The 12,461-nt window shown below is 60.6% G+C and carries 14 protein-coding genes; 2 read left to right on the top strand and 12 right to left on the bottom strand.

Features of this window, described 5'->3' with window-relative positions; genetic code table 11:
- Positions 1-61 precede the first annotated feature (61 nt).
- Together HX811_RS12705 and fnr are read right to left on the bottom strand one after the other, a co-directional pair.
- On the bottom strand, positions 62-610 hold the full coding sequence (locus HX811_RS12705; protein WP_177046103.1) for an adenine phosphoribosyltransferase: 549 nt from the start codon (positions 608-610) through the stop codon (positions 62-64).
- Positions 611-690: 80 nt separating this feature from the next.
- Entirely contained in the window at positions 691-1,425 is a 735-nt protein-coding gene (gene fnr / locus HX811_RS12700; protein WP_003219044.1) for a fumarate/nitrate reduction transcriptional regulator Fnr, read from the bottom strand.
- A gap of 154 nt (positions 1,426-1,579) precedes the next feature.
- On the opposite strand from fnr, the gene HX811_RS12695 reads away from it, so the two are divergent.
- Positions 1,580-2,056 (top strand): hypothetical protein, encoded by a 477-nt coding sequence (locus HX811_RS12695; protein WP_003219041.1) that lies wholly within the window; start codon positions 1,580-1,582, stop codon positions 2,054-2,056.
- Positions 2,057-2,063: 7 nt separating this feature from the next.
- Here HX811_RS12695 and hemN read toward each other — a convergent pair whose 3' ends face one another.
- The 8 genes from hemN to HX811_RS12655 form a co-directional block, all read right to left on the bottom strand.
- Positions 2,064-3,446 (bottom strand): oxygen-independent coproporphyrinogen III oxidase, encoded by a 1,383-nt coding sequence (gene hemN / locus HX811_RS12690; RefSeq protein WP_003219038.1) that lies wholly within the window; start codon positions 3,444-3,446, stop codon positions 2,064-2,066.
- A 103-nt stretch (positions 3,447-3,549) separates the two neighbouring features.
- A complete protein-coding gene (locus HX811_RS12685; RefSeq protein ID WP_003219035.1) occupies positions 3,550-4,233 on the bottom strand; it encodes a sulfite exporter TauE/SafE family protein in 684 nt (227 codons plus the stop codon).
- Positions 4,226-4,444 carry a cbb3-type cytochrome oxidase assembly protein CcoS gene (gene ccoS / locus HX811_RS12680; RefSeq protein WP_003219033.1) on the bottom strand — a complete coding sequence of 73 codons (219 nt, stop codon included), beginning with the start codon at positions 4,442-4,444 and terminating at the stop codon, positions 4,226-4,228. Before ccoS ends, HX811_RS12685 begins: the two co-directional genes overlap by 8 nt.
- 22 nt (positions 4,445-4,466) lie before the next feature.
- Positions 4,467-6,917: a heavy metal translocating P-type ATPase gene (locus tag HX811_RS12675; protein ID WP_134325954.1), complete on the bottom strand. Its 2,451-nt coding sequence runs from the start codon at positions 6,915-6,917 to the stop codon at positions 4,467-4,469.
- A 135-nt stretch (positions 6,918-7,052) separates the two neighbouring features.
- The gene (locus tag HX811_RS12670) at positions 7,053-7,592 is read right to left on the bottom strand and encodes a FixH family protein (protein WP_008437568.1); all 540 of its coding nucleotides are present in this window, start codon (positions 7,590-7,592) and stop codon (positions 7,053-7,055) included.
- Positions 7,593-7,606: 14 nt separating this feature from the next.
- Positions 7,607-9,022 (bottom strand): cytochrome c oxidase accessory protein CcoG, encoded by a 1,416-nt coding sequence (ccoG, locus tag HX811_RS12665; RefSeq protein WP_177046101.1) that lies wholly within the window; start codon positions 9,020-9,022, stop codon positions 7,607-7,609.
- Positions 9,023-9,229: 207 nt separating this feature from the next.
- Positions 9,230-9,640, bottom strand: a complete 411-nt coding sequence (locus tag HX811_RS12660; protein ID WP_177046099.1) for a type II toxin-antitoxin system VapC family toxin — start codon at positions 9,638-9,640, stop codon at positions 9,230-9,232.
- Positions 9,640-9,894, bottom strand: coding sequence for a type II toxin-antitoxin system Phd/YefM family antitoxin (locus HX811_RS12655; RefSeq protein ID WP_010176379.1), 255 nt, complete (start codon positions 9,892-9,894; stop codon positions 9,640-9,642). The genes HX811_RS12660 and HX811_RS12655 overlap by 1 nt, the downstream gene beginning before the upstream one ends.
- 629 nt (positions 9,895-10,523) lie before the next feature.
- Between HX811_RS12655 and HX811_RS12650 the strand changes: the two genes are divergently transcribed.
- Positions 10,524-11,195, top strand: coding sequence for a hypothetical protein (locus tag HX811_RS12650; protein WP_177046097.1), 672 nt, complete (start codon positions 10,524-10,526; stop codon positions 11,193-11,195).
- A 101-nt stretch (positions 11,196-11,296) separates the two neighbouring features.
- Here the strand turns inward: HX811_RS12650 and ccoP are convergent, their stop codons facing one another.
- Both ccoP and HX811_RS12640 read right to left on the bottom strand, forming a co-directional pair.
- Positions 11,297-12,274, bottom strand: coding sequence for a cytochrome-c oxidase, cbb3-type subunit III (gene ccoP, locus HX811_RS12645; protein WP_003219020.1), 978 nt, complete (start codon positions 12,272-12,274; stop codon positions 11,297-11,299).
- Positions 12,271-12,456 (bottom strand): CcoQ/FixQ family Cbb3-type cytochrome c oxidase assembly chaperone, encoded by a 186-nt coding sequence (locus HX811_RS12640; RefSeq protein WP_008437575.1) that lies wholly within the window; start codon positions 12,454-12,456, stop codon positions 12,271-12,273. Before HX811_RS12640 ends, ccoP begins: the two co-directional genes overlap by 4 nt.
- Positions 12,457-12,461 lie beyond the last annotated feature (5 nt).

Raw genomic sequence — 12,461 nt, 5'->3', positions numbered from 1 at the left:
CAAGCTCCCTCGCCACACAAGCTCCCTGCCACACAAGCTCACTCGCCACACGAATCCCGGGTTATTGGTCTGTCAGGGCAAACTGCGTCAGGCAGAACGTCGCAATGCCCATGTCTTCCAGGCGCTGGGACCCACCCAGCTCCGGCAGGTCAATGATCGCCGCCGCTTCGAAAATCCGTGCGCCCATGCGCCGGGCCAGGTTGGCCGCTGCGATCAGCGTGCCGCCGGTGGCGATCAGGTCATCGAACATCAGTACCGAATCACCTTCACACAGGCTGTCGGCGTGCACTTCCAGGAAGGCTTCGCCGTATTCGGTCTGGTAACTCTCGGCCAGCACGTCAGCCGGCAATTTGCCTTGCTTGCGGAACAGGATCAGCGGTTTGTTCAACTGATAGGCAATGATCGAACCGATCAAGAAGCCCCGGGCATCCATCGCGCCGATGTGGGTGAAGTCGGTTTCGACGTAGCGGTGTACGAAGGTGTCGGCCACCAGGCGCAAGGCCTTGGGCGACTGGAACAGCGGCGTGATATCGCGAAAGATCACCCCAGGCTTGGGGAAGTCGATGACTGGGCGAATCAGGGATTTGATGTCGAACGAATCGAAGACCATCGTCGAGGAGTCCTGGGGAGGAAAGCGGACTCGAAGTATACCTGCGGCCCAGCCGATTGGCTCGGCCGCAAGCGTCTGGATCAACCGTCGAGCGAACCGCCAGCCAATGCGCAGAGCTGGATCGGGTCGAGGATATGCACTTCCTTGCCTTCGGCCGCAATCAACTCGTTCTGCTGGAAGCGGGTGAATACCCGGGACACGGTTTCCACCGCCAGGCCCAGGTAGTTGCCGATTTCGTTGCGCGACATGCTCAGGCGGAACTGGTTGGCCGAGAAACCCCGCGCGCGGAAACGTGCGGAAAGGTTGACCAGGAAAGTGGCAATACGCTCGTCGGCGGTTTTCTTCGACAACAGCAGCATCATCTGTTGGTCGTCGCGGATTTCCCGGCTCATCACGCGCATCAACTGGCGACGCAATTGCGGCAGCTGCAGGGCCAGTTCATCCAGGCGTTCGAACGGGATTTCACACACCGATGTGGTTTCCAGGGCCTGGGCCGACACGGGGTGAATCTCAGTGTCCATGCCCGACAGTCCGACCAGTTCGCTCGGCAGGTGGAAGCCGGTGATCTGTTCTTCGCCGCCATCGCTCAGGCTGAAGGTTTTCAGCGCGCCAGAACGTACTGCATAAACGGAGTCAAACTTGTCGCCCTGGCGAAACAGGAACTCGCCTTTTTTCAGTGGGCGACCGCGTTTAACGATCTCGTCCAGCGCTTCCATGTCTTCCAGATTCAACGAAAGTGGCAGGCACAGGGGGGCCAGGCTGCAATCCTTGCAATGAGCCTGGCTATGAGCGCGCAGTTTAACTGGCTCGGACATTTCTTAAATCCTTGTGGGAAAACACACATAAGACGTAAGGGTACCGCACTGGGGGACGATCAGGCCAGCGTGTACAAAAAAGCAGCAGCGGTATAAAGAATTTTGTATCGAGGTCGATACAAGATTGTCACTCCTAGAGCTGGAGGCTCAGATCATGCTTTCCATTGGCGCAACCAACCCTGCCATTGTTTCTTCGCTAACCGTGCCTGATGCGAAAAAAGACCCCGCTGCAGACGATAAAGACCAAGCGTCTTCGACCGATCGGGCCACTGACACCAAGCCCCAAGGACTGGTGGTGGATATCTCGGGGGCGGGGCTGAAAGCCTCCAAGGCCAGCACCAACTCCAACAAGGACATTGACGACAGCAACCTGAAAGACAACATCAAGCAGCTGTTGAAAATGATTCGCGAGATGAGAAAACAGCTCGCCGAGAAGATGGCTCAGCTCTCAGCTGCCATGTCCGACGCCTCAAAGACACCGCAGGCAAGGCAGGCCAGAGTGGCCGCCTTGCAGAGTGATATCGCGACATTGCAGGCCGGCTTGATGACCGCCCAATCGCAGTTGACCAAGGCCTTGAAGGACGAGTCTCCCGAGTCGCAGCTGGAAGCGATGGCCCTGCTGGCGAAGTAGGACAGGTTCAGATTACCCGCGAAAATCGTTGCCGATTCTGGTGCTCCAGATAGGCATCGAACACCATGCACACCGAGCGTACCAGCAGGCGCCCCGCCGGCAATACGCGGATGCCCTGTGGGTCGAGTTCGATCAGTCCGTCCTCGGTCATCGCCTCCAGTTGCGGCCAGAGCTCGTCGAAATAGCCGCGAAAATCGATGTTGAAGGCCTGTTCGATCTTCTCGAAATTCAGGCTGAACGTGCAGATCAGCTGCTGGATCACTTCCCGTCGCAATCGGTCATCCGTGGTGCATAACAACCCACGGCTGGTGGCCAGTTGCGCGCCGGCGAGGGCGTTCTGGTAGTGGTTCAGGTCGCTGCTGTTCTGGCAGTACAGGTCGCCGATCTGGCTGATCGCCGACACCCCAAGCCCGATCAAATCGCAATGCCCGTGGGTCGTGTAGCCCTGGAAGTTGCGTTGCAGCGTGCCTTCTTCCTGGGCGACGGCCAATTCGTCGTCCGGCAGGGCAAAGTGGTCCATGCCGATGTAGCGGTAGCCCGCCCGGGTCAACTGCTCGATGGTGGTTTGCAGCATCAGCAGTTTTTCCGCCGGGGAGGGCAGGTCGTCGGTGTTGATCCGTCGCTGGGGCATGAACCGTTCCGGCAGGTGTGCGTAGTTGAACACCGAGAGGCGGTCGGGTTGCAGGCTGATGACTTCTTCCACGGTGCGTGCGAAATTCAGCGGTGTCTGCTTGGGCAAACCGTAGATCAGGTCGATATTGATCGAACGAAACTGCAGGGTGCGCGCTGCGTCGATCACTGCGCGGGTTTCTTCCAGGCTTTGCAGGCGGTTCACCGCACGCTGCACTTCGGGGTCCAGGTCCTGCAGGCCGATACTGACGCGGTTGAACCCCAGTTCACGCAGCAGGCCCATGGTCGCCCAGTCGGCTTCCCGCGGGTCGATTTCAATCCCGTAGTCGCCGGAGTCATCGTCCAGCAGGTTGAAGTGCTGGCGCAGGCGGCCCATGACCTGACGCAGCTCGTCATGGCTGAGAAAGGTCGGGGTGCCGCCGCCGAAGTGCAGCTGCTCCACCGGCTGTTTGGGGTCGAGGTGGCACGCCACCAACTGGATTTCCTGCTCCAGGCGTTGCAGATAGGCGTGAGCCCGGCCGCGATCCTTGGTGATGACCTTGTTGCAGGCGCAGTAGTAGCAAATGTTGGCGCAAAACGGCACGTGCACATACAGCGACAGGGGCCGTACGGCCTTGCGGCTGTCGCGCAGGGCGTGGAGCAGGTCGAAGGTGCCGACCTGGCTGTCGAATTGTACGGCGGTGGGGTACGAGGTATAGCGTGGCCCCGCCAGGTCGTAGCGGTGAATCAGATCAGTGTCCCAACGAATGGCGTCGAGCATGCGGGCGTTCCCCCGGATAGGCTAGTGGGCCGAGTCTAGGGGCTGGGTGGGGAAGCCATCTTGATTTGCATCAACGGGGAGCGGCGCTATGCCACATGGCGATCTAGTGGCCCATCAGCCAGTGCTGGTGCGGCCCGGGCAAGGTCCAGATGCCGAACAGCATGACCAGCAGGCCACCGGCCATCCGCACGCTGCGTTTGCGCAATAACGCGGTGACTCGATCAGCGGCTAAGCCCGTGGCCAGCAGTACCGGCCAGGTGCCAAGGCCGAACGCGAGCATCAGCACCGCACTGTCCAGCGCATTGCCCTGGCTGGCCGCCCACAGCAACGTGCTGTAGACCAACCCGCACGGCAACCAGCCCCAGAGCGCACCCAGCAGCAACGCCCGGGGCAGGCTGGACACCGGCAGCAAACGGTTGGCAACCGGCTGGATATGCCGCCACAGGCCGCGCCCGAGGCTTTCGATACGGGTCAGGCCGCTCCACCAGCCGGCCAGGTACAAGCCCATGCAGATCAGCAACAGCCCGGCGAGGATGCGCATGAACATCGCTGCCGGACTGTTGGCCACGGCCCAGCCGGCCAGGCCGATCAGCAAGCCGGCGGTGGCGTAGCTGAGGATGCGCCCCAGGTTGTAGGCCAGCAGCAGGCGAAAGCGCCGACTGCGTTGCTCCTTGGGAATCGCCAGGGTCAGCGCGCCCATCAGGCCGCCACACATACCCAGGCAATGGCCGCCGCCCAGCAGGCCGAGGATCACCGCCGAGACCAGCAGGGGCGCCAGTTCAAGCATGGGGCGGATCTTTCGGCTTGGGCGGTTGTTCAGGGCCGTTGGCTTCATCGACGGCCGCCAGATGGTTCGGGTCCTGGTCATCGAACAGCACGCTGTGGGCCGGGCCATCGAGGTCGTCGTACTGGCCGCTGTCCACCGCCCAGAAGAAGATGTAAATGGCGATGGCCACGATCAACAGCGCCGCCGGGATCATCACGTAAAGAGCTGGCATCTGCACTCCATGCCCGCGCGACTCAAGCCGGCAGCGGGCGGGTTACGGGGGCGGGGCTCACGGCTGGCGTGCTCGGCATGCGAGTCAGGCGCAGGGCATTGAGCACCACGGTCAACGAACTGAGGGACATGCCGATCGCCGCCCAGATGGGAGTGATCCAGCCGAGGGCGGCAAACGGCAACATCAGGCCATTGTACAGCCCGGCCCACAGCAGGTTTTCAATGATTACCCGGCGGGTGCGCCGGGCCAGGGTAAAGGCTTGCACCAGGGCGTCGAGGCGGTTCGACAGCAACACCGCGTCGGCGCTGGTCTTGGCCAGGTCGGTGGCCGAGCCCATGGCCACGCTGATATCGGCGGCGGCCAGCACCGGCACATCGTTGACGCCATCGCCGAGCATCAGCACCTTGCGGCCTTCCTTGTGCAACTGTTGCAGCATTTGCAGCTTGTCATCGGGGCGCAGGCCGCCATGGGCTTCGTCGATGCCCAGCTCGGCGGCGACACTGGCAACCATCGGCGAGCTGTCTCCCGACAGCAGCAACGTGCGCCAGCCGCGTGCCTTGCAGGCGGCGAGCAAGGCGGGCGCGTCGCTGCGCAGGCGGTCATCCAGGACAAACCAGGCCAGGGCGCCGTCGGTGTCGCCCAGCAGCAGCCATTGGCCGGCTTCCTTCGGTGAGGCGGGGAGGGCGCAGCCGCTCAGTTCGCAGACAAAACCCGGCTGGCCAATGCGCAACCGGCGGTCACCGACGCGGCCTTCCAGGCCCAGGCCCGGCGTGCTGAGCACTTCATCCGCCGCCAACGGCGCGCGGCCGAATGCGCGGGCGATCGGATGTTCCGAACGTTGCTCCAGCGCCGCCGCAAGGCTCAGGCACTCGTCGCTGCCCAGCAGGCTCAACGGGCGGATCGCGCGCAACGCCAGGCGACCTTCGGTAAGGGTGCCGGTCTTGTCGAAAATCACCGTGTCGATCTGGTTCAGGCCTTCCAGCACGTGGCCGCGGGTCAGCAGCAGGCCGAGTTTGTGCAGGGTGCCGGTGGCTGCCGTCAGGGCGGTGGGTGTTGCCAGTGAGAGGGCGCAAGGGCAGGTCGCAACCAGCATCGCCAGCACGATCCAGAACGCCCGTGACGAATCCAGCTCCCACCACACCAGGCCGATGACCGCAGCGGCGACCAACGAGCACAACAGGAACCATTGGGCGGCGCGGTCGGCGATCTCCGCCAGCCGGGGTTTCTCCGCCTGGGCCCGCTCCAGCAGGCGCACGATGGCCGACAGGCGCGTGTCGTGGCCCAGGGCGCGGACTTCGACGGTCAGCGCACCTTCGACGTTGAGGGTGCCGGCAGTGACGGCATCGCCGACCTGGCGTGGTTGCGGCAGGTACTCGCCGGTCAGCAGCGATTCGTCGATGCTCGACTGGCCGTCGAGGATGATGCCATCTGCCGGCAGCACCGCCCCCGGATGCACCAGTACCCGGTCGCCCAGGGCCAGTTCGCTGAGCAGGATCCGTTCACTTTGCCCGTCGGCACTCATGCGCAGGCACGAGGCCGGCAACAGGTTGACCAACTGCGCGGTGGCTGCCGCCGTACGTTCCCGGGCGCGACGCTCCAGGTAGCGCCCAGCCAGCAGGAACAGGGCAAACATGCCGACTGCATCGAAATACAGTTCACCGGTGCCGGTGATGGCGGTCCAGATTCCGGCCAGGTAGGCACCGCCAATGGCCAGGGACACCGAAACATCCATGGTCAGGTGGCGGGTGCGCAGGTCGCGCATCGCCCCCTTGAAAAACGGCGCGCAGCTGTAGAACACGATGGGCGTTGTCAGAAACATCGCGACCCAGCGCAGGATCACGTGCAGCTCCGGGCTCAGGTCGATATTGAATTCCGGCCAGGTGGCCATCGTCGCCATCATCGCCTGGAACCACAGCAGCCCGGCCACCCCCAGTTGACGCAGGGCCAGGCGGTTTTCGCTGGCCAGTTGTTCGGCGGCGCGGTCGGCTTGGTACGGGTGGGCGGCGTAGCCGATGTGACGCAACTCGCCGAGCAGTTGGCTCAGGGGCAGTTGCCCATCGGCCCAACGCACGTGCAGGCGGTGGTTGGACAGGTTCAGGCGCGCCTCGGCGACGGCGGGCAGGCTGCGCAGGTGTTTTTCGATCAGCCAGCCACAGGCGGCGCAACTGATGCCTTCCATCAACAGTGTGGCTTCCGACAGGTCACCGTCGTGGCGCACGAAAGGCTTTTGCACATCGGCACGGTCATACAGCGCCAGCTCGTCCACCAGTTGCACCGGCAGCGCCTCGGGGTTGGCCGAGGCTTCGCTGCGGTGCTGGTAATAGCTTTCCAGGCCACCGGCGACAATCGCCTCGGCCACCGCCTGGCAGCCCGGGCAGCACAGCTCGCGGGGCTCGCCGAGGATCACGGCAGTGAACCGGCTGCCGGGCGGCACGGGCAGGGCGCAGTGGTAGCAAGGGGTCGGGGTGGTCATGGCTCAGTTCCGATGATCGTTCCCACGCTCTGCGTGGGAACGCTTCGCTGGACGCTCCGCGTCCGCTCTTGTGACGCGGAGCGTCACGGGATGCATTCCCACGCAGAGCGTGGGAACGATCAAACAGGTGACGCTCTATTTTTTCAGGTCTTCAGCACCCTGCAGCGGCTCGTCGCCCAGCAGCAGGTCCTTGTCATGGCTGACCTGTTCTTCTTCAAACATACGCCAGGTCCGGTCGCCTTCCACCCCCAGCAGCTCGACGAAGCGGCGGCCTTCGACCTTGTCGGTCACCTGGCCGATGTAGCGGCCGGGTTCGCTGTCGCTGCGGGTCAGGATGATCTTGCGATCCTTCTCCGGCTGGGTCGGCGAAATCAGGTTCAGCTCCAGGGTGCCGGGCCCGCTGTTGCCGGTCAGGTGCAATTCGACTTCGCCGGTCAACTCGTCCAGGTGCACCTTGGCCCGCAGTTGCAGAGTCTGGGCCAGCAGTTCGCGGTCCAGGGAACGGTTGATGCCTTTGCCGGCCTCGTAATAGTTGTCGTTGACCAGGTTGTCGGGGTTATTCACCGCGATGGTCACCATGGACAAGGTCAACGTCACCGAGCAGGTCAGGATCCCAATGATGATCCAGGGCCAGAGGTGCTTGTACCAGGGGCTTGCGGCAGTAGCTGCGGGCATTGTTCGGCTCTCTATTAACGGACTTGTGGGCCGATGAATCGGCTCTTGGCTTCAATGTGGACGCTGTCGTCATCGGCATCCCTGAGGATGAATTTCACCTCGTTGGTGCTCGACGGCAGTTGTTCCGGTGCGCTCGACAACTCCACCGGCATGCTGAAGATTTCCCCGGCCGCTACCTTGATCTCGCGCCGGCCTTGCAGCTTGAGGTCTGACAGGCCTGCGGCGTCAAGCACGTAGGTGTGGTCGCGCTGGTCCTTGTTCATGATCTTCAGGCTGTAGACGTTTTCGATCCGGCCCTCGGCGTTTTCGCGGTACAGCACGCGGTCCTTGCTGACGTCGAAACCCACCAGCGAGCGCACGAAGAAGGCGGCCACCAACAGGCTGATCATCGCCAGCAGCACCAGGGCATAACCGATCAGGCGCGGGCGCAGCTTATGGGTTTTCTGCCCGGACAGGTTGTGCTCGGTGGTGTAGCTGATCAGCCCGCGCGGGTATTCCATCTTGTCCATGATGTTGTCGCAGGCGTCGATGCAGGCCGCGCAGCCGATGCATTCAATCTGCAGGCCGTCACGGATGTCGATGCCGGTAGGGCACACCTGCACGCACATCGTGCAATCGATGCAGTCCCCCAAGCCCTGGGCCTTGTAGTCGATACCTTTTTTGCGCGGCCCACGGACCTCGCCACGGCGCGGGTCGTAGGAAACGATCATCGTGTCCTTGTCGAACATCACGCTCTGGAAACGCGCATACGGGCACATGTAGATGCACACCTGCTCGCGTAGCCAGCCGGCGTTGCCGTAGGTGGCGAGGGTGAAGAAGCCGACCCAGAAATACGACCAGCCATCCGCCTGGCCGGTGAAGAAATCGAACACCAGTTCACGGATCGGCGAAAAGTAGCCGACAAAGGTCATGCCGGTGACGAAGCCGATGATCAGCCACAGGCTGTGCTTGCCGAACTTGCGCAGGAACTTGTTGGCGCTCATCGGCGCCTTGTCCAGCTTGATGCGCTGGTTGCGGTCGCCTTCGGTGACCTTTTCGCACCACATGAAGATCCAGGTCCACACGCTTTGCGGGCAGGTGTAGCCGCACCAGACGCGGCCGGCATACACGGTGATGAAGAACAGGCCAAACGCCGCCACGATCAGGATGCCCGACAGCAGGATGAAATCCTGGGGCCAGAAAGTCGCGCCAAAAATGAAGAATTTACGCTCCGGCAGGTTCCACCAGACAGCCTGGTGGCCACCCCAGTTCAGCCACACGGTGCCGAAGTAGAGCAGGAACAAACCGGCCCCCCCGAGCATCCGCAGATTGCGGAACAAACCGGTGAAGGCACGGGTGTAGATTTTCTCCCGCGATGCGTAGAGATCGACGGTGTTATTCGAATTTTTGGCAGGCGGGGTAACGTCATGTACCGGAATCTGGTTGCTCATCATTGCATCCCACGGCAGTGGAGATTTGCCTCGGCCAGTACGTGCCAGCCGGGGTCAAAATAGGGGTGTTGCAGTGGCCTAATGATACGCCCCTGATACCCTTCGACGGGTGCGACCTTTGGTCGCGTTGGGGGAAATCAATTGATGGTGTACGTGATCTGGGTCAATTGACTTGTGAAGTATGGACGGTTTTCGCAGCCTTACCGGTCATTCGTCCCATGGATTGATCAGCGCGACGCCGCTGGATTGAAAGTCGCCAGTGTTGCGCGTGACCACTGTCAGCCCATGAACCAGCGCGGTTGCAGCGATCAGCGCGTCACTTTCGTTGGCCTGGTCTGGCACATGCAAGCTGGCACAGCGCAGGGCAACTGCTGCATCAATCGGCAGGATTCTGGCATCAAACGCCGGCATGACATGGCGCTTGAGCCATGTGCGCAAAACCTTCCCCTGGGCGGGATCACGCCGCTCCATTCGCAGGACCCCTGTTTCCAGTTCCTTCAAGGTAATGGCTGAAATATACATCCGTGGCGCGATGACACTTTTGGCCCAGGCGACGACGTTGGCATCGGCCTGGGGTTTGCGCAGTTCAGAGATGACATTGGTGTCGAGTAGATACATCAAGAGAAGTCCACGGGTCGATGAATGATCACGGCGCGTTCGGTTTCGAACTCGATATCTGCTGCTTCTGGCATCACCAACAGGTCAACGATGTCGGCATTGAGGCCTGTCAGTTTTTGGTAGTCCTCAATGCTTAGCAGTACATGGGCAGGCTTGCCCCGGTCAGTGATAAAAACCGGGCCTTGGCGGGCGGCTTTTTTGGCACCGCTTGTGTCTTGATTGAATTCGCGGCTGGAAATGGTGGTGATGGTCATGGGGGCTAACCTCCTTATGGAGCATGAATGTAGTCACGTTACTACCTACGGTTTTTTTGATCAATCTCAAATGTAGATGCGTTGCTGGCGGTGACGGATTTTTCGACTTGAAAACAAAACGGCTCCGCCAATCTCTACTGGCGGGGCCGTTTTTTATTACCGCTTTTCCTTACACGGCGTCTGGCGGCTTGTCCCCATGGGACAGTCTGTAACCATACGCCGCCAGCAAGTGCACCTTGCCGTTTCCCTTGCAACTCCCTGGTGTTGAGTAAGTAAATCAGGAGAGGTCCACGGGCCGGTGTGTGACGTTTTTAGAGCTGCTTTTTGCTCTGTTAAAAAGCCTACAACGATTGGTTAGGAGGCTGACGCTTCTGCGAGATCAGTTCTTATGCTCAAGAACGCCTTTGTTTACACAGCATGAAACGTTTGTTGTAGGAACGTTAATGGAGTTATTGCCACGCAGGAAATGCCGAGAGATCAACCTGGATCAGCACTCGGCAATGTTTTGTATCTGCGTGCAGCGTTACCGCAACGAAACCTTTGATGAGGCATCGTCATGCGTTATGCATAGGTCCCTTGCACGCCGATAAATTTACTTTGTTTTGACGTTATTTAAATCGAGGAAACCAATGACCATTCAACGTACTAATGACGCGCAAAATGTTGGTGCCTTTCAATCACCGGCTCCGACGCCGCCAGTGTCCTCTGGCATCAGCGTAGAGCAATTCAGTGGTTGGAATGATTATCGGGCGGCCGACCGTCTACTCAGAGACTTTGATAAGTATGCCGACCCTGCGCAACCAGACTACATCACCCGCGACTCACTACGACAGGTGGCGTATTCCTCTGCGCAGAGTAGCTACAGCAGTGACGACATGAATTTTGCCCGTTCGCTGCTGGAAAATCCTGTACTCATGGAGAAACTCGATGGGTACGGAAAGCATAAGCACGATGGGAAAATCGATCGTCAAAGTATCATAACCGTGGGTCAGAATATGGGGTTTCCCCTGGCCACGATGAGTGATAGAGATTTGGCGCAAAAGCTCCTGAATGAATACGACACCTATTATCCAGAGCGCGGTTGGGGTGGGTTTGATCGCAGGACAGGTGTGACATACGGGTCACTGAAAAACATCGCCGATGGGAAACGTCCCGATCGCGGCCCAGATGAAGCGATGGTTGCGCGGGAAATCTTGAGTCGTCCCGAATTGATGGACCAACTAGGTATATCAGATTGGTCTAAATCGGCTGATCGGGGGACGATCAACGCTGCTATTAAAAAAATGGACAAAGTGCATTAAGAACGGTAACGCCTCGTCCTCGGGGTAAGTTGAGTTCCAGCAATATCCCATTACAAAAGCCCCGCGCAGCATTAACTCCGCGGGGCTTTTGGTTTTAATGCTTACTGCTCCTCAGCTGCCTTGTCCCCGTGGGACAGGCTGTAAACATACGCCGCCAGCAAATGCACCTTGTCATTGCCCTGCAATTGCTCCTGCGCAGGCATCTGGCCCTGACGGCCATAACGGATGGTCTGCTGCAGTTGCGCGAAGCTCGAACCGTAGATGAACGCGCCAGGGTGGGTCAGGTCAGGCGCGCCCATGGCGGGTGTACCTTTACCGGCGGGACCGTGGCACGCCACGCAGTTGGCGGCGAAGAGTTTCTCGCCGTTGGCCACGTCTGCCTTCGCGCCTTCCGGCAATTTGCGGCCATCGAGGTTGGTCACCACAAAGCCGGCCACATCGGCCACGCCTTGCTCGCCAATGACTTCGGCCCACGCCGGCATCACCGCGTGGCGGCCCTTCATGATGGTTTCCTTGATGGTGGCCGGGTCGCCGCCCCAGCGCCAGTCGGCGTCGGTCAGGTTGGGGAAGCCGTAGGCACCCTTGGCGTCGGAACCGTGGCACACCGAGCAGTTGGAGGCGAACAGGCGGCCACCCATCTTCAAGGCTTGCGGGTCCTTGGCCACTTCTTCGATCGGCATGGCGGCGAACTTGGCGAAGATCGGCCCGAACCGGGCGTCCGACTTGGCCATTTCCTTTTCCCATTCGTGCACGCCGGTCCAGCCGGTCTGGCCATTGGCAAACGGGGTTTGCTTGTCGTTGTCGAGGTAGTTGTAGCCCGGCAGCAGGCCTTTCCAGTTGCCCAGGCCAGGGTACAGCGCCAGGTAACCGAGGGCGAAGATGATGGTGCCGACGAACAGCATGAACCACCATTTGGGCAGCGGGTTGTCGTACTCCTCGATGCCGTCGAACGAGTGGCCGACGGTTTCATCGGTTTGCTCGGCGCGCTGGCCCTTGCGGGTCGACAGCAGCAGCCAGGTCAGGGCGAAAATGGTACCCAGACTGAGGACTGTGACGTACAGACTCCAGAACGTAGTCATTCTTTGTTACTCCTAGACGCTTCCACGACGTGCTTGATGGCTTCGGGATCATCCGCGAAGGGCAGCAACGTCGCGTCTTCAAACTCCGACTTGCGCTTGGGGCTGAACACCCACAAGGCCAGGCCGATAAAGGCCACCATCACGACAACGGTGCCCAGGCCTCGAATCATCCCGATATCCATTCAGA

Origin of the sequence: Pseudomonas sp. F8002 (assembly GCF_013385495.1) — a bacterium.
Lineage (GTDB): Bacteria > Pseudomonadota > Gammaproteobacteria > Pseudomonadales > Pseudomonadaceae > Aquipseudomonas.
This window is presented reverse-complemented; position numbering and strand designations above follow the sequence as displayed.

What these genes read in the sequence shown, in the direction of transcription:
- HX811_RS12695 (WP_003219041.1), top strand. Translation starts at nt 1,580, where the DNA reads ATGCTTTCCATTGGCGCAACCAACCCTGCCATTGTTTCTTCGCTAACC.
- HX811_RS12640 (WP_008437575.1), bottom strand. Translation starts at nt 12,456, where the DNA reads ATGGATATCGGGATGATTCGAGGCCTGGGCACCGTTGTCGTGATGGTG.
- HX811_RS12685 (WP_003219035.1), bottom strand. Translation starts at nt 4,233, where the DNA reads ATGCTTGAACTGGCGCCCCTGCTGGTCTCGGCGGTGATCCTCGGCCTG.
- HX811_RS12660 (WP_177046099.1), bottom strand. Translation starts at nt 9,640, where the DNA reads ATGTATCTACTCGACACCAATGTCATCTCTGAACTGCGCAAACCCCAG.
- HX811_RS12705 (WP_177046103.1), bottom strand. Translation starts at nt 610, where the DNA reads ATGGTCTTCGATTCGTTCGACATCAAATCCCTGATTCGCCCAGTCATC.
- HX811_RS12675 (WP_134325954.1), bottom strand. Translation starts at nt 6,917, where the DNA reads ATGACCACCCCGACCCCTTGCTACCACTGCGCCCTGCCCGTGCCGCCC.
- HX811_RS12655 (WP_010176379.1), bottom strand. Translation starts at nt 9,894, where the DNA reads ATGACCATCACCACCATTTCCAGCCGCGAATTCAATCAAGACACAAGC.
- hemN (WP_003219038.1), bottom strand. Translation starts at nt 3,446, where the DNA reads ATGCTCGACGCCATTCGTTGGGACACTGATCTGATTCACCGCTACGAC.
- HX811_RS12650 (WP_177046097.1), top strand. Translation starts at nt 10,524, where the DNA reads ATGACCATTCAACGTACTAATGACGCGCAAAATGTTGGTGCCTTTCAA.
- ccoS (WP_003219033.1), bottom strand. Translation starts at nt 4,444, where the DNA reads ATGCCAGCTCTTTACGTGATGATCCCGGCGGCGCTGTTGATCGTGGCC.
- ccoP (WP_003219020.1), bottom strand. Translation starts at nt 12,274, where the DNA reads ATGACTACGTTCTGGAGTCTGTACGTCACAGTCCTCAGTCTGGGTACC.
- fnr (WP_003219044.1), bottom strand. Translation starts at nt 1,425, where the DNA reads ATGTCCGAGCCAGTTAAACTGCGCGCTCATAGCCAGGCTCATTGCAAG.
- ccoG (WP_177046101.1), bottom strand. Translation starts at nt 9,022, where the DNA reads ATGAGCAACCAGATTCCGGTACATGACGTTACCCCGCCTGCCAAAAAT.
- HX811_RS12670 (WP_008437568.1), bottom strand. Translation starts at nt 7,592, where the DNA reads ATGCCCGCAGCTACTGCCGCAAGCCCCTGGTACAAGCACCTCTGGCCC.